This window comes from Nocardia sp. 852002-20019_SCH5090214, from assembly GCF_001665865.1.
GTDB lineage: Bacteria > Actinomycetota > Actinomycetes > Mycobacteriales > Mycobacteriaceae > Nocardia > Nocardia nova.
The window spans coordinates 1-17,763 of sequence record NZ_LZMK01000009.1; the positions used below are offsets into that span (position 1 = coordinate 1).

General features: G+C 69.2%; 18 protein-coding genes. 5 read left to right on the forward strand and 13 right to left on the reverse strand.

The features are described from left to right. Window positions 1–92: 92 nt before the first annotated feature. The 6 genes from A5780_RS00725 to A5780_RS00750 all read right to left on the reverse strand — a co-directional run bounded on the left by A5780_RS00725 (window position 93) and on the right by A5780_RS00750 (window position 7,003). A complete protein-coding gene (locus tag A5780_RS00725) occupies window positions 93–875 on the reverse strand; it encodes an alpha/beta hydrolase (RefSeq protein WP_063016081.1) in 783 nt (260 codons plus the stop codon). Window positions 876–925: 50 nt separating this feature from the next. Then, window positions 926–1,270 carry a type II toxin-antitoxin system PemK/MazF family toxin gene (locus A5780_RS00730; RefSeq protein WP_063016080.1) on the reverse strand — a complete coding sequence of 115 codons (345 nt, stop codon included), beginning with the start codon at window positions 1,268–1,270 and terminating at the stop codon, window positions 926–928. Then, window positions 1,270–1,482 carry a ribbon-helix-helix protein, CopG family gene (locus A5780_RS00735; RefSeq protein WP_063016079.1) on the reverse strand — a complete coding sequence of 71 codons (213 nt, stop codon included), beginning with the start codon at window positions 1,480–1,482 and terminating at the stop codon, window positions 1,270–1,272. Before A5780_RS00735 ends, A5780_RS00730 begins: the two co-directional genes overlap by 1 nt. A gap of 36 nt (window positions 1,483–1,518) precedes the next feature. Beyond that, window positions 1,519–4,020, reverse strand: coding sequence for a phenylalanine--tRNA ligase subunit beta (gene pheT / locus A5780_RS00740; RefSeq protein WP_064907474.1), 2,502 nt, complete (start codon window positions 4,018–4,020; stop codon window positions 1,519–1,521). 55 nt (window positions 4,021–4,075) lie between these two features. Continuing rightward, window positions 4,076–5,149: a phenylalanine--tRNA ligase subunit alpha gene (gene pheS / locus A5780_RS00745; protein ID WP_063013067.1), complete on the reverse strand. Its 1,074-nt coding sequence runs from the start codon at window positions 5,147–5,149 to the stop codon at window positions 4,076–4,078. Between the two features lie 375 nt (window positions 5,150–5,524). Further along, window positions 5,525–7,003 carry an MFS transporter gene (locus A5780_RS00750; protein ID WP_064907475.1) on the reverse strand — a complete coding sequence of 493 codons (1,479 nt, stop codon included), beginning with the start codon at window positions 7,001–7,003 and terminating at the stop codon, window positions 5,525–5,527. A 144-nt stretch (window positions 7,004–7,147) separates the two neighbouring features. Between A5780_RS00750 and A5780_RS00755 the strand changes: the two genes are divergently transcribed. Continuing rightward, window positions 7,148–7,720, forward strand: coding sequence for a TetR/AcrR family transcriptional regulator (locus tag A5780_RS00755; protein ID WP_064907476.1), 573 nt, complete (start codon window positions 7,148–7,150; stop codon window positions 7,718–7,720). 185 nt (window positions 7,721–7,905) lie between these two features. After that, a complete protein-coding gene (locus A5780_RS00760; RefSeq protein ID WP_197521637.1) occupies window positions 7,906–10,320 on the forward strand; it encodes an MFS transporter in 2,415 nt (804 codons plus the stop codon). Between the two features lie 64 nt (window positions 10,321–10,384). Here the strand turns inward: A5780_RS00760 and A5780_RS00765 are convergent, their stop codons facing one another. From A5780_RS00765 to infC, 4 genes are all read right to left on the reverse strand, one after another. Further along, the gene (locus tag A5780_RS00765; RefSeq protein ID WP_064907488.1) at window positions 10,385–11,236 is read right to left on the reverse strand and encodes an RNA methyltransferase; all 852 of its coding nucleotides are present in this window, start codon (window positions 11,234–11,236) and stop codon (window positions 10,385–10,387) included. A gap of 71 nt (window positions 11,237–11,307) precedes the next feature. Then, window positions 11,308–11,688, reverse strand: a complete 381-nt coding sequence (rplT, locus tag A5780_RS00770; protein ID WP_064904613.1) for a 50S ribosomal protein L20 — start codon at window positions 11,686–11,688, stop codon at window positions 11,308–11,310. A 73-nt stretch (window positions 11,689–11,761) separates the two neighbouring features. Beyond that, complete coding sequence (rpmI, locus tag A5780_RS00775) at window positions 11,762–11,956, reverse strand: 50S ribosomal protein L35 (protein WP_030518931.1); 195 nt, start codon at window positions 11,954–11,956, stop codon at window positions 11,762–11,764. Between the two features lie 66 nt (window positions 11,957–12,022). After that, on the reverse strand, window positions 12,023–12,703 hold the full coding sequence (gene infC, locus A5780_RS00780) for a translation initiation factor IF-3 (protein ID WP_030518932.1): 681 nt from the start codon (window positions 12,701–12,703) through the stop codon (window positions 12,023–12,025). A 377-nt stretch (window positions 12,704–13,080) separates the two neighbouring features. Between infC and A5780_RS00785 the strand changes: the two genes are divergently transcribed. Beyond that, window positions 13,081–13,455 (forward strand): DUF1844 domain-containing protein, encoded by a 375-nt coding sequence (locus tag A5780_RS00785; RefSeq protein WP_030518933.1) that lies wholly within the window; start codon window positions 13,081–13,083, stop codon window positions 13,453–13,455. A 22-nt stretch (window positions 13,456–13,477) separates the two neighbouring features. Here A5780_RS00785 and A5780_RS00790 read toward each other — a convergent pair whose 3' ends face one another. The 3 genes from A5780_RS00790 to A5780_RS00800 form a co-directional block, all read right to left on the reverse strand. Beyond that, window positions 13,478–14,092, reverse strand: coding sequence for a TetR/AcrR family transcriptional regulator (locus A5780_RS00790; protein WP_064907478.1), 615 nt, complete (start codon window positions 14,090–14,092; stop codon window positions 13,478–13,480). Window positions 14,093–14,097: 5 nt separating this feature from the next. Next, entirely contained in the window at window positions 14,098–14,925 is an 828-nt protein-coding gene (locus A5780_RS00795; RefSeq protein WP_064907479.1) for a class I SAM-dependent methyltransferase, read from the reverse strand. Between the two features lie 133 nt (window positions 14,926–15,058). Beyond that, window positions 15,059–16,027 (reverse strand): nitronate monooxygenase family protein, encoded by a 969-nt coding sequence (locus A5780_RS00800; protein ID WP_064907489.1) that lies wholly within the window; start codon window positions 16,025–16,027, stop codon window positions 15,059–15,061. 211 nt (window positions 16,028–16,238) lie between these two features. On the opposite strand from A5780_RS00800, the gene A5780_RS00805 reads away from it, so the two are divergent. Beyond that, complete coding sequence (locus A5780_RS00805) at window positions 16,239–16,460, forward strand: hypothetical protein (protein WP_030514590.1); 222 nt, start codon at window positions 16,239–16,241, stop codon at window positions 16,458–16,460. After that, window positions 16,460–17,758, forward strand: a complete 1,299-nt coding sequence (locus A5780_RS00810; RefSeq protein ID WP_064907480.1) for a hypothetical protein — start codon at window positions 16,460–16,462, stop codon at window positions 17,756–17,758. The genes A5780_RS00805 and A5780_RS00810 overlap by 1 nt, the downstream gene beginning before the upstream one ends. Window positions 17,759–17,763 lie beyond the last annotated feature (5 nt).

Here is a 17,763-nt window from a genome sequence, read left to right on the forward strand (position 1 = left end):
CCGAAACCGGTGATATGGCGGCCCTGCTCGCCGCGATGCAGGATGAGGATCTGCTCGAGGTCGTGGTCACCGCGACCGCGGTCCGACCGATTTCACTCGCCGGTCACCGACTCCACGCCCGCGAGAACGTCGCGAACCCACGCCGATACGGTTCCCGACCACCCGGGAATCGAGACCAGGGTGTTGTGACCGGCGTTGGGGTAGATCAGCAGCCGCTTGGGGTCGGCCGCCGCCGCGTGCAGCGTCCGGCCCATCTCGACCGGGAGCAGTTCGTCGGCGTCGCCGTGCATGACGAACGTCGGCACGCGCAGGGTGCGGAGTCGCTGCAGCGTCGGAAACGCGTTCGGCACCAAGGCTTTCGGAATGAAGGGGTAGACCGCGCGGGCCGCGTCGCGCAGGCCGGTGAAGGTGGACATCAGAATCATCGCGGCGGGCGGATATTCGGTCGCCAGTTCGGTGACCACCGCGCCGCCGAGCGATTTACCGAGATAGACAACGCGTTTCGGTTCCACGCCGGACTGTTCCAGCAGCGCCCGGCGGGCGGCGCGGGCGTCCAGATACAGCCCGCGTTCGCTCGGCCGGCCCGGACTGCGACCGTAACCGCGATAGTCGAAGGTCAGCACGTTCAAGCCGGCCGCGGCCAGCAATGCCAGGATCGGCGAGCGATCACCGATATTGCCGCCGTTGCCGTGGGCGTACAGCACGTGGGCGATCGGCTTCTCGGCGCGCACGAACCAGGCATTGATCCGGGCTCCGTCGCCCGCGGTGAGCCAGAGCTCCTCGTGGTCGAAGCCGAACTGCTCGGGCGTCATCGTGATCCGACGTTCGGGATGGAACGTCAGCGCGTTGAGCACGCCCTCGGCCGGATGTCGCATAGCCCCTTCTTAGCGCCGACTACCACCAAGTCTCCACTCGGCCGCTGAATTCACAGGTTCAGATGCAGGCGTAGCGCCCGGTCCAGGTCCTTGACCAGCGCGGGTGGCAAGGTGCCGAGCACCCGCCCTATCCGTTCCACAGATACCGAACGAACCTGTTCGGCCTGCGCTTTCGACGCCACTCGCAACCCTGGGACATCCTCCAACAGCACCTGGAACGGAAAGATTCTATCCGTGTTGCTCGTCACCGGCACCACGGTGACAACACCGCGTCCGAGCTGTACAGCACGCCGGTTGGCGCCGTCGTTGCTGACGACGACGGCGGGACGAGTCTTCGCCACCTCGTTTCCTCGAACCGGGTCGAGGTCGACCAGCACGACGTCCCCGCGCCGCACTACAGGTCACCGGTCGCGACCGACCAGGCAGCTTCCTCGCCCGCTTCTTCCCACTCTTCCCACGCCTGTTCATAGGCATCTTCCAGTGCGCGGGCACGCAGCAGCTCGATGGCTTTGTGCACAGCGGCGGACCGACCAGGCAAATCCGACCGACGCACTTCCTCGTCGATCGTCGCCAGGTCGTCGTCCGACAGACTCACACTCAGCTTCATACCCATGATGCTACCAGGGTAGGAATATGGTTCGCACTATCCACGCAGAACCGCGCCTACGGCGTCGGCCGCCGCCGCGACCGCGGAATCACGGGCCGCGCTCGCCTCGTCCTCGGTGAGGGTGCGGTCACTCGCGCGGAAGCGCAGGGCGTAGGTGAGGGATTTGCGGCCCTCGCCCGCCTGGGCGCCCTCGTAGACGTCGAACAGCGCGATGTCCTCGAGCAACTCGCCCGCACCGGTGCGCAGCGCCGATTCGACCTGGGCCGCGCCCACGGTCTTCTCGACACTCACCGACACGTCCTGCAGAACCGCCGGGAAGGCGGAAACCACGGGGGCGGGACGGGATTCGCGCAGCGGCAGCGCGTCCAGATCCAGTTCCAGCGCACAGGTGCGCGGCGGCAGACCGCTGCGCTCCAGCACGGCCGGATGCAGTTCACCGGCGTGGCCCACGACCGTGCCGTCGACGAGCAGTTCCGCGCAGCGGCCCGGATGGAACGGCAAGTAGGCGGCGGCGCGGCGCTCGATGGTGACGCCGGCGGCATCGGCCACGGCGTCGGCGAGCGCGAAGGCGTCGGCCGCCTCGGCGACCCGGCCGGGCCCCCACGGGCCGCGCGGCTCGCGCCGGCCGGTCAGGACCGCGGCGACGTGCACCGGCTGGGCGGGCAGCGACTCGATCAGCTCGCGAATCTGCTCGTCGGTGGGCCGGCGGTCGACCGGCAGTTCGGCCACCCCGCGGGTGTTCGGACCGGGCAGGACGACCTGGGCGATGCCGTAGATCGACAGATCGCGCTCACCCCGGGAGATGTTGCGGGCGGCCACCTCGAGCAGGGCGGGCAGCAGCGTGGTCGCCAGTTCCGCCTTCTCCACGTCGAGCGGGTTCAGCACGCGCATCGTGTCGCGGCGCGGATCGTCGGCGTCCAGACCCCAGGTGTCGAAGACCCCGGCGGTCATGAAGATCGGCGCGGGCACCTCCACACATCCGGAGAAGGCGAGCGCACGGCTCACGGCGCGGCGACGGCGCTGCACGGCGGTGAGGCCGCGCCCGGCCGGAGCGGTCGGCAGCACCGACGGAATCTGCTCCAGGCCCTCGAGCCGCAGCACCTCCTCCACCAGATCGGCGGGCCGGACGAGGTCGGGCCGCCAGCTCGGCGGGGTCACCACCAGCTGACCGTGGCCGGTCTCGCTGACGCTCACCTCGACCGCGCAGCCGATCTGCGCGAGCCGGCGCGCCGAGGTGCCGGTGGGATAGACCACGCCCGCGGTGCGGTCGGCCAGATCGATATCCATCCGGATCGGTTCGACGGCAGGCACCGGGAGCCGCACGTCGGTCAGCACGGGTTCCACTGTGCCACCGGCGATTTCGGCCAACAGCGTGGCGGCGCGGTCGAGCGCGGCGATGTTGATCTCGGGATCGACGACGCGCTCGTAGCGTTTACCCGCCTCCGACACCAGCTTGTGCCGGCGCGCGGTGCGATAGACCGCCAGCGGATTCCAAGTCGCCGCCTCCAGCAGGATGTCGGTGGTGGCGTCGCCGACCTCGGTGCTCGCGCCACCCATGATGCCGGCCAGCGAGATCACGCCCGAATCGTCGGTGATGACGACATCTTCGGCGTCCAGCACCCGCTCGACCTCGTCGAGCGTGCGCAACGTCTCACCGGTGTGCGCGCGCCGGATCACCAGCGGCCCGGTCACTTTCGCCGCATCGAAGGCGTGCAGCGGCTGGCCCAGTTCGAGCATGACGTAGTTGGTGACATCCACCGCGGGCGAGATCGGCCGCACACCCGCCAGCAGCAGCCGGCGCTGCAACCACCACGGGCTCACCGCGTTCGGGTCGACGCCGGTGACCTTGCGCACCGCGAAGCGGGTGCAGCCGGATTCCGGTTCGACGGTCACCGAATACGCGTCGGCCTCGTCGTCGGGCAGCGTGCGCACCGCGGGATCGGCGTAATCGAGATCGAAGCCGCAGGCGAGTTCGCGCGCCAGGCCACGCACCGAGAAGCAGTAGCCACGGTCCGGGGTGATGTTGAGTTCGATCACCGTGTCGTCGAGGCCCAGCAGTTCGTTGGCGTCGGCGCCCGGTTCGGCGGTGCCCGGCTCCAGCACCAGAATGCCCGAATGGTCCTTGCCGATACCGAGTTCGGCGACCGAGCAGATCATGCCGTTGGAGACGTGGCCGTAGGTCTTGCGCGAGCTGATCGCGAATCCGCCCGGCAGCACGCCGCCCGGCAGCACCACCACGACGAGGTCACCGACCGCGAAATTGCGCGCGCCGCAGACGATCTCCTGCAGTTCCGGCTTGCCGATATCGACCTTGCAGAAGCGGATCGGCTTCTTGAACTCGGTCAGCTCGGTGATCTCGGCGACCCGGCCGACCACCAGCGGGTGCTCGATATCGCCGGTGACCGGCGCGAGGGTGTCGAGTTCCTCGACCTCGAGGCCCACGCGGACGAAACCGGCGTCGAGCTCCTCGGGGGTCAGCGACCAGCCGGGGGTGGTCCGCTGCAGGGTTTCCGTCAGCCAGGACTGCGCTACTCGCACGTGACGTTTCGCTTCCTCGTATGAAGGTTCTCGGGTGGTGGATTGAGGGCCGGACTCAGGCGCGGATGCCGAACGGCAGCGTGAAGCGCACATCGCCCTCGACGATGTCGCGCATATCCGGAATGCCGTTGCGGAACTGCAGGGTGCGTTCGAGTCCCATACCGAAGGCGAATCCGCTGTAGACCTCGGGATCGATACCGCTGGCGATCAGCACCTTCGGGTTGACCATGCCGCAGCCGCCCCATTCGACCCAGCCGGCGCCGCCCTTCTTGTCCGGGAACCACACATCGACCTCGGCGGAGGGCTCGGTGAACGGGAAGTAGTTGGGCCGCATGCGAGTTCGCGTGTCGGGACCGAACAGCGCCCGCGCGAACGCGTCCAGGGTGCCGCGCAGATGCGCCATGGTCAGTCCCTTGTCCACCGCCAGACCCTCGACCTGGGAGAAGACCGGGGTGTGGGTGGCGTCGAGTTCGTCGGTGCGGAAGGTGCGGCCCGGGCAGACCACGTAGATCGGCAGCTCGCGCGACAGCATCGAGCGCACCTGGACCGGGGAGGTGTGGGTGCGCAGGACCTGGCGGGAGCCTTCCGGCGCTACGTGGAAGGTGTCCTGCATGGTGCGGGCCGGGTGGTCGGGCAGGAAGTTCAGCGCGTCGAAGTTGAAGTGCTCGGTCTCGACCTCGGGGCCCTCGGCGACCTCCCAGCCCATGCCGACGAAGACGTCCTCGATCTGCTCGGAGATCACCGTGATGGGATGACGTGCGCCGATCGCACCGCGCCGGGCCGGCAGCGTCACGTCGATCGCCTCGGCGACCAGGACGGCGGCGTCGCGTTCGGCGAGTAGCTCGGCGCGGCGGGCCTCGAAGGCGTCCGAGACCCGGCCGCGGGCCACGTTCACGCGCTTACCGGCGTCGGCCTTGTCCTGCTTGGGCAGCCCGCCCATCGCCCGCTGAGCCAGGGCGATCGGCGATTTGCCGCCCATATGCTCCGTCTTGGCGGTGGCGAGCGCATCCAGGTCGGCCGCGGCCGCGAACGCCTTCTCCGCGGCGGCGGCAGCAGCGGAGAGAGCCTCTTCGCTGAGCGCCTCCGCCGGCGTCGCTGACTGCTCGGCTGCATCCTTCTCGTCGGCCACGATGGTTCGTCTCTCCCCTGGGCTGGTCGGGTCCGTGCGGTTGCCTGCATCCGCACATCGGGCATCGGCACATGCGATACACGACTATGCGATGCCAACTATTGTCGCTGGTCGAATCGTAGGCGATGTCGGCAGGCCGCCTCACACGGATATTTCCGGCGTTCGGACGTTCCGCGGCATCGGCCCGAACACCGGCAATCGGTCCATCGGAGGCGGCGACAGGGAAAGGCGCGCCGCCCGAGATCCGGGCGACGCGCCTGAGCAGGCTGTCCTGCGAGCCGATATATGGGGTACGCATTCCCCGGCGTCCGGCCCGGCCTCGCCGATCAATGCGGACCGGGCCTACTGCTCACCGACGGCGCGCCGGGCCCGATGTCATGCGTCGGCCGATACGGTCACAGCGTCGCGGTCCGATTCCCGCGCGCCGGCCGGCGCCTCGATCGTGACGAGGTGCCGGGGCAACCGCAGCAGGACGATCACCGCCCCGGCCGCCACGATCACCGCGCCGGTCCACACGGCCGGGACCAGCCCGTCGACGAATCCCTGCGGACTCGCATACGACCCGTGCGAGGCGAAGATCGAGGCCAGAATCGCCACACCGATCGCGACGCCCACTTCGCGCACGGTGTTGTTCGTTCCCGAGGCCATGGCCCGATCCTCGGCGGCGGCACTCGCCATCACGACGGTCGCGCTGGGCGCGAAGGTCAAGCCCATGCCGACCCCGCCGAGCACCATGGCGCCGATGAACGAGCCGTAGCCGGCGTCGACCGTGCTCACCGTCGCCATCCAGGCCAGGGCCCCGGCGAGCATCGCCTGCCCGGCCACCAGCAGGGTGCGGGCGCCGATCCGGCCGACGACGAGGCCCGCCAGGGGCGCCACGACCATCGGCGCGGCGGTCCAGGGAAGCGTGCGCAGACCGGATTCGAAGGGGCTGTAGCCGCGCACGACCTGGAAGTACTGCGAGATCAGGAAGATCGCGCCGAAAACGCCGACCGCGAAGGTGAAGCTGGTGATGTTGCTGACCCGGAAGGCACGCGACCGGAACAGTCGCAGCGGCAGCATCGGGGCCGGGGTTCGCATTTCCCAGGCGATAAAGGCGGCCAGCAGCGCGGCCCCGCCGAGCAGTCCGCTCAGCACCGGCGCGGAGGTCCAGCCGTCGTCGGCGCCGTGCACGACCGCCCACACGATCGCCAGCACCCCGCCCGCCGACAGGACCAGCCCGAGCGGATCGAAACGTCTTGCGCCGCCGAAGGATTCACCGAGCACCCGGGCCGCGAAGGGCAGTACCGCGATGCCGATCGGCACGTTCAGCCAGAAGATCCACTGCCAGCTCAGGCCGCCGACGACAGCGCCGCCGACCACCGGTCCCACCGCGATGCCCAGTCCGGAGATGCCGCCCCAGATGCCGATGGCGGCACTACGCATCTTCTCCGGCACCGCGTCGGACAGCAGCGTCAGCGACAGCGGCATGACCGCCGCGCCGCCGAATCCCTGGATTGCGCGGGCGGCCACCAGCATCCACGGCTCGGTGGCCAGGGCGCAGGCCGCCGACGCGGCGGTGAACAGCGCGATGCCGGCGAGGAATATCCGGCGCCGGCCGAAGCGGTCGCCGAGCGCGGAGGCCGTGAGCAGCAGCGACGCGAAGGACAAGGTGTAGGCGTTGACGAACCATTGCAGGTCGCTCAGCGAGGCGTTCAGTTCGGTGCGAATCACCGGCAGCGCGTTGGTGACGACCAGGTTGTCCAGGGCGACCATGAACATCGGGATGCCGACGGCGGCCAGGACCGCGCCCAGCGGTCGGCGGAGGGAGCCGGCCGTGCCGGCACGGGGGGTGGTTTCGAGGGTGGAGGTCATCGCAGATCCTTTGTTGTTATCGACTGATAACTTGATGTCGAAAGAGTATGCATCCACTGATAACATGTCAACAGGTAGCGATGCCGGGCTCGATTCCCGCCCGCACCGCGCTACCGTGACCGTCGGACGATCGCGAGGAGGACCATGGCGGACTCGACCCGCACGCGGCTGACCGCAGCCGAGCGCAGCGAGCAGGTACTGGCCGCTGCGGTCACCGCATTCGCCGAAACCGGTTACGCCGCAACGAAAACCGACGAGATCGCCCGCCTCGCCGGTGTGTCGCAGCCCTATGTGATCCGGCTGTTCGGCACCAAGGAACGCTTGTTCGTCGCCGCGGTCAATCGGTCCTGCGCGCGGATCGAAGAGGTTTTCCGCGCCGCGCGCGCCGACGCACCGGCGAACGCGACCCCACAGGAAGCACTGAAGGCGCTCGGCAAGGGCTACGAGACCTTCCTCGCCGAACGGGAACTGCCGCTCCTGCTGCTGCACGGCTTCTCCGCCAGCGCCGATCCCGCGATCGGCGACCACGTGCGCGAGCGGTTCGGGCGCATCTACGACCTGGTCCGCGAACTCACCGGCGCCGACGCCGACGATGCCCGCCAGTTCATGGCCACCGGCATGCTCATCACCGTGATGACCGCCATGCAGGTAATCGGACCCGATGCGGTGCCGACCCGCTGGGCCGAGGAAATCAACGCCTGCTTCGAGGACGACTGACCAGCCGTTTCACCCGCCGCGTCCGGATGTGATCGAACACACCGGGCGTTCGGCCTTTGCGCAGCGTTCTCCCAGGATTATAGTTACTTTCGTTAATCAACTTGTTTGATATCCCCCGAACACTTGTGATGCGGCGACATCGGCGACCGGCCGACCGCCGCATCAACGCTTCCGGAAAGAGAACGATGGCAATCACCTCTGCGAACGACGCCGCGCGCAGATCCCCAGAATCGGGTGAGACGGCGGCGATGACGCACCGGCAGATCATGGAGGCCCTCTCCGGTCTGCTGCTGGGCATGTTCGTCGCGATCATCTCCTCCACGATCGTGACCAATGCGCTGCCGAAGATCATCGGCACGCTGGGCGGCGGACAGTCCGCCTACACCTGGGTCGTCACCGCCTCCCTGCTCGCGATGACGGCCACCACCCCGCTGTGGGGCAAACTCGCCGACCTGTTCAGCAAGAAGGCACTCGTCCAGATCGCTCTGCTGATCTACGTGGCCGGCTCGGTGGTCGCGGGTCTGTCGCAGAACCCGGGCATGCTGATCGCCTGCCGCGCAGTCCAGGGCATCGGCGCCGGCGGTCTGTCCGCGCTGGCCCAGATCGTGATGGCCGCGATGATCTCCCCGCGCGAACGCGGCCGCTACAGCGGCTATCTGGGCGCGGTGTTCGCGGTGGCGACCGTCGGCGGCCCGTTGCTCGGCGGTGTCATCACCGACACCAGCTGGCTGGGCTGGCGCTGGTGCTTCTACGTCGGTGTGCCGTTCGCGGTGGTCGCGCTGATCGTGCTGCAGCGCACGCTGCGCCTGCCCGTCACCCGGCGCGAGGTGAAGGTCGACTGGCTGGGCGCCTTCCTGGTCACCGCGGCGGTGTGCCTGCTGCTGGTGTGGGTCACCTTCGCCGGCGACAAGTACGCATGGGCTTCCTGGCAGACCCTGACGATGGTGCTCGGCGCCGTCGCGCTGGCTCTGCTGTTCGTCTTCGCCGAACTGCGGGCCGCCGAGCCGATCGTGCCGATGCACCTGTTCGCCAACCGCACCATCAGCCTCGCCTCGGCCGCCTCGCTGTTCATCGGTGTCGCGATGTTCGCGGGCACCGTGTTCTTCAGCCAGTACTTCCAGCTGGCGCGCGGCGAATCGCCCACGATGTCGGGCATCATGACCATCCCGATGATCGGCGGCCTGTTCATCTCCTCGACGGTGTCGGGCCAGATCATCACCCGCACCGGCCGGTGGAAGGCATGGCTGGTCACCGGCGGCTTGCTGGTGACCGCCGGTCTGGGCCTGCTCGGCACCATCCGCTACGACACCAACTACTGGCTGGTCGCGATCTACATGGCGATGATGGGCCTGGGCATCGGTATGACGATGCAGAACCTGGTGCTGTGCACCCAGAACCAGGTGGCGCCGCACGAACTCGGCGCGGCCAGCTCGCTGGTGACGTTCTTCCGCAGCCTCGGCGGTGCGATCGGCGTCTCGGCGCTCGGCGCGGTGATGGCCGAGCGGGTGAAGGACTACATCAGCGACGGTCTGAGCCACCTGAACCCGGCCGCGGCGCAGGCCATGGGCGGCGGCAGCCGGATTCCGGACATCGCCGCGCTGCCCGGTCCGGTCCGCACGGTCGTCGAGGACGGCTACGGTCACGGCATCGCCGACGTGTTCCTCATCGCGGCGCCCATCGCGCTCGTCGCCTTCCTGCTGACGCTGTTCATCAAGGAGGTCGCGCTGCGGACCACCGGCGCGCTGGCACAGGCCGCCGAGTCGGGGCCGGAACCGGTGCTCTCGGCCCAGGTCATGGCCGAGGACGCCTCGGGCCTGGTCCCGGAGGAGTTCGTGAGCACCGGGATCATGGTCCACGGCCGCGTCCTCGCCGGTGACGGCACGCCGGTGACGCGCACCGCGCTCACCCTGATCTCCCCCACCGGCCGCCAGATCGGCCGTGCGATCGCCCGCGGCGACGGGCACTACGCGCTCGACGCCCCGGATCCCGGTTCCTATGTGCTGATCGCCTCGGCCGACGGATTCCAGCCGCAGGCCACGCCGATCACGGTGGGTACGCGGCAGATGGAACACGATGTGCGGCTGAGCGGTATGAGCGGATTGGCCGGCACCGTGCGGGCGGCCGACGACGGCACGCCGGTGGCCGATGCGCTGGTGATCGTCACCGACAGCCGCGGCGATGTGCTGGCGGCGGGCGCGTCCGGGCCCGCGGGCGACTACGCGCTGACCGAACTGGTTCCCGGACCGGTGACCGTCGCGGTGAACGCCGCCACGTTCCAGCCGGTGGCGTTGCCGGCGGAGGTCGCGGGCCAGGGCATCACCCAGCTCGACGTGGTGCTGTCGCGCGGCGCGCAGCTGCGCGGTGTCGTGCACGGTGCGCACGGTCCGCTGCGCGATGCCCGGGTGACCCTCGTCGACACGGCGGGCGCGGTGATCGACAGCACCACCACCGACGCCGACGGCAGTTATCTGTTCGCCAACCTCGCGGTCGGCGACTACACGGTGGTGGCGTCCGGCTACCCGGAAACCACCTCCACGCTGACCCTGGCCGCGGGCACCGGCGACAACCACGTGATCGAGCTGGCGCACCCGCGCGACTGATCGACGTGAGTGTGGGCGCCGGATTCGGAAATCCGGCGCCCACAGCCATATTCGGGGCACGAGGTCAGCGGTGGCGGACCCGCGCGTCGGCGTAGAGGCAGATCGCCGCGGCGGCGGCCAGATTCAGGCTTTCCGCGCGGCCGTGGATGGGGATGCGGATGCGGTGGTCGGCGCGGGCCGCGACCGCTGGGTCCAAGCCGTGCGCCTCGTTGCCGAAAAGCCATGCGGTGCCGCCGGATTCGCCCGCGGTACGCAGCAGGTCGTCGGCATCGTCGAGATCGACCTCACCGCGCGCGGTGGTCGCGAGCACGGTGATGTCGTTGTCGCGCAGCGCGTTCAGCACGGCGTCGATATCGCGGTCGCGCGCGATCGGCACATGGAACAGGCTGCCCGCGCAGGCGCGCACACATTTGCCGTTGTGCGGATCCACCGAATCACCGGCCAGCACCACACCATCGGCGCCGACCGCGTCGGCCACGCGAATCAGGGTGCCGGCATTGCCGGGGTCGGCGATCTCGACCGGGACGGCGAGCAGGCGGCCGCCCGAGGCGAGTCCCGGCACGCCATCTGCTGCCGCCGGTGCATCCTCGTGCCGCGGCGAAACGACTTGCGACAGTGGCACATCCACGAGGCGGCAGACCGCGACCAAACCGGGCGGGGTGACCGTCTCACCCAGATGCTCGGCGGCCCGCTCGCTCACCAGCGTGGTGCGGACACCGAGCGCGGCGGCCGTCGCCACCAGTTCGTGCTCGCGTTCGGCGGCGCGATTCGAGTAGAACAACTCCTCGACCCGCTCGGTATCCAGCGCCGCGGCCACGGAATTGGCGCCCTCGGCCAGGAAGAGGCCGGTCTTGCGGCGGGATGCCGAGCGGTGCAGCTTGACAGCGGAAACGACCCGCGGATTGCGTTCCGACAGTTCCGGATTCGTCCGGTCGTCGGAGCCGCGCTCCGCGGGTCGTTTCGACGTGTTGGTCAACTGGTCGCAGCTCAGGCGGCCGGGGCGTTGACATCCTCCGGCAGGGCGGCCTTGGCCACCGCCACCAGGCCGGCGAACGCGTCGGCGTCGGAGACGGCGAGCTCGGCGAGGATCTTGCGGTCGACCTCGACACCCGCGGCCTTCAGGCCCTGGATGAAGCGGTTGTAGGTGATGTCGTTGAGCCGAGCCGCGGCGTTGATGCGCGCGATCCACAGCTTGCGGAAGTCACCCTTGCGAGCCCGGCGGTCCCGGTAGGCGTAGGTGAGCGAGTGCAGCTGCTGTTCCTTGGCCTTGCGGTACAGCCGCGAGCGCTGCCCACGGTAGCCCTTGGAGGCCTCGAGCACGGAACGGCGCTTCTTCTGAGCGTTGACGGCCCTTTTGACGCGTGCCACTGGTCAGTCCTTGTTCGATCGAGGGGCGCGGCGGCGCCCACAGGTTGGGAGAGGGAACGGTGCGCGAGTGCGCTCAGATACCGAGCAGCTTCTTCACGCGACGGACGTCAGCGGGCGCGACGACCTCCGTGCCGTCCAGACGACGAGTCCGGCGGCTGGACTTGTGCTCGAGCAGGTGGCGACGGTTCGCCTGCTGGCGCAGCAGCTTGCCGCGACCGGACACCTTGAATCGCTTCGAGGTGCCGCTGTGGCTCTTCATCTTCGGCATGGATTCCTCAATCTTGTCTCGTTCCGGCGGCATCGCATCGTGCGATACCGCCGGTGCTGTATCGGTTTACTGCGGGCTGGCCGCTTCGGCTTCCGGCGCGGGCGCCGAACCGGCCGCAGCGTCGCCCCCAGCGGGCGCGGAACTGCCGGGCGCCGCACCACGCTGCGCGGTCTGCTGCGCGGCGGTCTGCGCCTTGACCCGGGTCTTCGCACCCTTGTGAGGCGCGAGGACCATCGTCATGTTCCGGCCGTCCTGCTTGGCGGAGGTCTCCACGAAGCCGAGGTCGGCGACGTCGGAGGCCAGCCGCTGCAGCAGCCGGAAACCGAGTTCGGGACGCGACTGCTCGCGACCACGGAACATGATGGTGACCTTGACCTTCGACCCGGCCTCGAGGAACCGCATCACGTGTCCCCGTTTGGTCGCGTAGTCGTGGTCATCGATCTTCGGGCGGAGCTTCTGCTCCTTGATCACGGTCTGCTGCTGGTTCTTGCGGGACTCGCGCGCCTTCTGCGCGGTCTCGTACTTGAACTTGCCGTAGTCCATGATCTTGCAGACCGGTGGACGCGCGTCCGGTGCGACCTCGACGAGGTCGAGGTCAGCCTCTTGGGCGACGCGTAGTGCATCTTCAACACGCACGATCCCCACCTGCTCACCACCCGGTCCGATGAGTCGGACCTCGGGCACGCGGATGCGATCGTTGATGCGGGTCTCAGTGCTGATGGGGCCTCCTAGGTCAAGCGGTGTCATCCAACGACCGCGAGCAACAACTGCAACCCCATACCCAACACGAAAGCCCCGTTGCGGTATTTCACCGCCACGGGGCCCGAATGTCGACCGGTCGCCGCGGGCGTCCACCAACAGGACTGCCACCTCGACCTCGCCACGGACGGATCCGAGCGAGAAACCCGCCGCATACGGCGGGTGACCGGACCATCGAACCTGGCACGCAGGCCGGCCGATGGTGGGAGTCGGGCTCCACTTACAGCCCCGAGCCGGTGCGCTGGATCGGTTCCAGCACGGGACCGGGGCGGTCGTCGCCGACCACTTTAACACCGGAGGCGCCCCTACTCCCAATCGGCCGCCCCCGCAACCCGGCGACGCGAACCCGATGACATGCTACGGATATGAGCGAGCATGCCGGCGACCCGTCGGCCCTGAGTGAGTCCGCGGATCCGGAAACGGTGCGGGAGCTGGCCGATATCCCCGCCGTCGAGGTGATCAGCCGGGCCGCGGTGATGCTGATGAGCTCGGCCGCCGAGAAGCTGGGCCTCGCCGACGAGGACCCCGATTCCAGCCCGCGTCGCGATCTGGACGAGGCCCGGCGCGTGATCACGGCCCTCGCCGGACTGGTGACGGCGTCGGTCGAATATCTGGGCCCGCACGCCGGACCCATCCGCGAGGGTCTGCAGTCGCTGCAGCGCGCGTTCCGGGAGTCGTCGGCACATCCGGACGCGCCGGGCGCGGGACCGGGCGAGAAGTACACCGGGCCGGTGTACTGAGCTCGGGCATCCGCCGCGCGGATCACCGCACGGCGATCCCCGACAGCAGAGTGGCGACGACGGCGGCGACCGGGGGCGGCGCGAACGGACGCGGCGTTCCCGAGAGCAACGACGAGAGCACCGCGTCGTGGCAGATGCCGACCAGGACCGCGGCGGCCGCATCGACATCCGCGTCGGCCGCCAGTCGGCCCAGATCGCGTTCGGCGCGCAGATAGACCACCAATTCCTCGCGCCAGATTCGCTGCCGGCCTTCGGTTTCGGTGAATCTGGCGAGGACCGCGGGCTGGGTGATCAGGCCCGCGAACACCGGCAATACCGCCTGATGCAGCGCCAGCCCCTGGCGCAGGCACACCGCCAGATTCTCCGCGAGATCGCCGCTACCGGCGGCGGGCAGCGGCGGGAAGCTCCGATCCACCGATTCCACGTGGGCCCGCAGCGCCGCGGCGAGCAGTTCCTCCTTGTCGGCGAAATGGTTGTAGAGCACCCCGTCGGACACCCCGGCCGCCCGCGCGATGGCACGCACGGTGAGCCCGGCGCTGCCCTGTTCGGCGAACAGTTTCTCGGCCGTGGCGATCAGATGGGCGCGCAGATCGCGATCGTCGCGGTCGTGCAGCGCCGCCGCCCGTCGGGGTGACATGGGACCTACGGTAGTGCGACGGTGGCGGTGACGAGCCGGGAGGCCGAGCGCAACCGGATCGGACCGTCGCCCGCGAACGGCGCGAGAGCGGCGGCGACGGCGGTACGCACCTCGGCATCGGTGGCGAAGTCGTTGCGCATCCGGTGGTACCGCACCGGCCCCCAGCCCACGACGAATTCGGTGGCATCGTCGACATCCGCGCCCCAGACGCTGTCGGTGACGACGAGTTCGTTCGCGACATCGGCGAACCCCGCCGCGCCGAGCAGATCGGCGGTGGCCGCGGGATCGGCGAAGGCGTTGAAGCCGTGCCCCACCTCGAATCCGGGCAGATGTGTTGCCGCCGCGGCGAATACGGCACTGACGTCGGAATCCGACATCGCCGGTACGGCGATCGCGAGCCGCCCGCCCGGCCCCAGCGCGCGGGCGATATTGGTGAACGCCGCCACCGGGTCGGCGAAGAACATGATGCCGAACCGGCTCACCGCCACATCGAAGGAGCCGGGCGCGAACTCGAACACCTGCGCATCGCCCTGATGAAACGAAACATTGTGCACGCCTTCGGCTTCGGCGAGCGAGCGCGCCCGCGCGAGCATCGGCCCGGAGAGGTCGACTCCGGTCGCCGAGGCCGCCCGCCGGGCCGCCTCGCGCGTCAATTGACCGTTACCGCAGCCGATATCGAGGACCCGATCTCCCGCCGCGATACCGGCCGCGGCCAGCAACGGCTCGTTGATCCCCGAGTTCACCGCGTCGTAGCGGTCGGCGTTCCCGGCCCAGTGTTCACCCTCGTACCCGTTCCACGCCTCCGATTGGGCGGTATTGACGATCGCGGTCATGGGAGTCTCCTTCGAGTCATTATGAACGTCTGTTCATGAACGTGTGTTCATAATGATGGACGCGTCGCCCTGTGGTCAAGATTTAGGCGGATTTCGGACCGATAGTGAACGTCGCTACGACAGCGGCACGAACTCAGTCCTCGCGCACCGTGATTCGGCGCAGCGCCGCTTCGGTTTCGGCGGCGAGCACACCCACCAGTTCGGTGGCCGAAGCGATCGAGGTGATCCGGTCGACGGCCTGGCCCGCCCACACCGGAACGGCGGTGACGTCGTTGCGGGCGGCGGCTTCGCGGTAGTCGCGCAGGGCCGCCTCGTCGGTGCGCAGTTCGTCGTCGCGGCCGCGCCAGTGGTCGAGGAAGGTGTTGCGCAGGGTGCGGGCCGGATATTTCTCCGGCCACGGTGCGCCGCGAGCGATGTCGAGCGTCCAGTTCACCTCGGTATCGGCGCCGGCGGCGCCCACCAGAGCCTTGCCCAGTTCGGCGGGCACGAGAGCCTCGTGGGTCGCCTGGAAGCGGGTGCCCACCATCGCCCCGGCCGCGCCGAGCGCCAGCGCGGCCGCGATCGCACGACCGTCGGCGATGCCACCGGCCGCGAGCACCGGCACGGCACCCGCCAGATCGACGATCGTCGGCACGAACGACAGTGTCCCGATGCCCTGGGCCGCACAGTGACCACCGGCGTCGCTGCCCTGCGCCACCAGCACGTCCGCGCCCGCGTCCAGCGCCCGCCGCGCCTCGTCGGCATCGGTGACCTGCACGATCAACACCGCACCCGCGTCCCGGACGGCGGCCGCGAGCGGCATCGGGTCCCCGAAGGACAGCACCACCGCGGCTGGATCGAACGACAGCGCGTGGTCGAGTACGGCTCGGTCGATCGCCCAGCTCAGGAAGCCGACTCCCCATGGCGCGGTGGTGTTCTCGCGCACCAGTCGCAGTTCGCGCTCGACCCATTCCCGGTCGCCGCGACCACCACCGACGAGCCCCAGACCGCCCCCCTCGGAGACCGCGGCGGCCAGGGCCCCGCCCGCTTCGCCACCCATGGGCGCGGACACGATCGGGTGGCGGACGGAGAGGATTTCGGTGAATGCGGTCGGAATCGCCATGCCCCGATCGTCGCAGGTGTGCGCGGCGGACACGACGGCGGCGTGCGGACCGGCCGGTCGTTGTCGTGCTCGAGCACTCGCCGCTTTTCGCGGTGACTTACCCCAATGCGGGCATTTCCGCCCTCGCCGCGCGGTAGCCGGCTTCTATGATTCGCCGGATGTCTTCATGGGTACGTTCCAGCGGAAGACGTGACGAATACCGGGGTGCAGCATGACCGCCAGAAGAGATCTGGACCACGAACTCGGCGGGCCGATCGCCGCCACGGATCTACTGACCGATCACGAGTGCGCGGACCTGTTGTCGCTGTTCACGCAGGCACGTCGTGAGGAGGCGCAGGCGCTGTCGCAGTCGGTGGACTCGATGATCAGCGCCCTGCCGCGGCCGCTGCGGGCGCCGGCGAAGAAGATCATGTTCGGGAACCTGCTGGACTGATGACGGATCCGGTAACCCGCGCCCAGCTCATCCTGCTCGCCCGCACGTTGCACGTTCCACCGGAACGGCTCGCTCATCTGGAGCGCCTCGGCGCCCGGAATCTGCACGAACTGCAGCAGCGGATGGCCGCGATCGTCTTCGATCAGCATGCCGAAACCTTCAAGCGGATCAGCAGATTGGTGCCGATCATTCCGCTCGGCATCTCGATGCCGCTGGTACAGAAGCTGGTGCCGCCGGCGCTGACCGGGCGCGCGGCCGGCGCGGTGGGCGTCGATCACCCGAAGAAGGCCGCCGAAACCGTCGCACTGCTCGGCATCGGCTACGCGGCCGACTGTGCGCCGTATCTGGACCCGCGCACGGTCGGTGAACTGGCCGATATCGCGCCGCCGGAACCGATCGTGCAGATCGTCAACGAGGTGCTGCGCCGGCGCGACTACATCACCGCGGGGCCGTTTCTCGGCTACGCGTCACCCCGGCTGATCGAAGCCGTGGAGCGCGGCGTTCCCGACGACGAAGGCCTGATCTTCTCGGCGTCGTTCGCCTTCTCCACCAGCGCCCTGACCTCCGTGCTGCGCCAGTTGCTCAACGGCCCGGCGCGCCGGATGCCGCGCATGATCCAGACCGTCCTGCACGGGTCACCGGAGTTGCGGCTGGCGGCGTTGTCGATCTTCGCGCGCTGCGATACCGATGTCGTCGCCGACGTGGGAGATATCGTGCTGGGCGTCGGGACGCCCGCCCTCCTGGGCAATCTGGTGACGACCGCGATCCACGGCCGGGCGGTGCGCGATATGGCTGTCTTCTTCGACACCTTGCGCCCGCCCGCCCTGGCGGCGATGGCGGCACTGCCGATTTTCACCGATACCGCGGTGGCCGCCGCCCTGCTGCAGGGCCTGGAGGGCTGCTCCGATCCGGCGCCCTGGCGCGGGTTGTTCGCCCTGCTGGCACTGCTCGATCCCGCGATGCGGCCGGCGCTGGCCGATATGCTCGCCCAGCAGTCCGACGCCACCATCGCGGCGCTGCCCTCGCACGCCACCGAGGCCGATCTGTGGCCCGTCCTGCTGGAAATCATTGCGGCGGGCGATCATTCGGTCCAGGCGCGGATCGGCAGCCGCTGGGCGATGCTGCCGCCGGAACGCCGCGCGGGCGTGCAATGGCATCTGGACGAACGCAGTGAGGACCCGCGGCTGACCACGGTGGCCGGCGCGGTGGCTGCCAGTTCGGTGTCGGTGGAAGAGGTCTTCTTCCGGCGCCGGCAGCTCGGCCGCCGCCGCGGCGCCGACAGCTGGGACGCGGTCTGATCGAG

What these genes read in the sequence shown, in the direction of transcription:
- A5780_RS00725 (WP_063016081.1), bottom strand. Translation starts at nt 875, where the DNA reads ATGCGACATCCGGCCGAGGGCGTGCTCAACGCGCTGACGTTCCATCCC.
- A5780_RS00735 (WP_063016079.1), bottom strand. Translation starts at nt 1,482, where the DNA reads ATGAAGCTGAGTGTGAGTCTGTCGGACGACGACCTGGCGACGATCGAC.
- A5780_RS00750 (WP_064907475.1), bottom strand. Translation starts at nt 7,003, where the DNA reads ATGACCTCCACCCTCGAAACCACCCCCCGTGCCGGCACGGCCGGCTCC.
- A5780_RS00755 (WP_064907476.1), top strand. Translation starts at nt 7,148, where the DNA reads ATGGCGGACTCGACCCGCACGCGGCTGACCGCAGCCGAGCGCAGCGAG.
- A5780_RS00760 (WP_197521637.1), top strand. Translation starts at nt 7,906, where the DNA reads ATGGCAATCACCTCTGCGAACGACGCCGCGCGCAGATCCCCAGAATCG.
- rpmI (WP_030518931.1), bottom strand. Translation starts at nt 11,956, where the DNA reads ATGCCGAAGATGAAGAGCCACAGCGGCACCTCGAAGCGATTCAAGGTG.
- infC (WP_030518932.1), bottom strand. Translation starts at nt 12,703, where the DNA reads ATGACACCGCTTGACCTAGGAGGCCCCATCAGCACTGAGACCCGCATC.
- A5780_RS00785 (WP_030518933.1), top strand. Translation starts at nt 13,081, where the DNA reads ATGAGCGAGCATGCCGGCGACCCGTCGGCCCTGAGTGAGTCCGCGGAT.
- A5780_RS00790 (WP_064907478.1), bottom strand. Translation starts at nt 14,092, where the DNA reads ATGTCACCCCGACGGGCGGCGGCGCTGCACGACCGCGACGATCGCGAT.
- A5780_RS00795 (WP_064907479.1), bottom strand. Translation starts at nt 14,925, where the DNA reads ATGACCGCGATCGTCAATACCGCCCAATCGGAGGCGTGGAACGGGTAC.
- A5780_RS00800 (WP_064907489.1), bottom strand. Translation starts at nt 16,027, where the DNA reads ATGGCGATTCCGACCGCATTCACCGAAATCCTCTCCGTCCGCCACCCG.
- A5780_RS00805 (WP_030514590.1), top strand. Translation starts at nt 16,239, where the DNA reads ATGACCGCCAGAAGAGATCTGGACCACGAACTCGGCGGGCCGATCGCC.
- A5780_RS00810 (WP_064907480.1), top strand. Translation starts at nt 16,460, where the DNA reads ATGACGGATCCGGTAACCCGCGCCCAGCTCATCCTGCTCGCCCGCACG.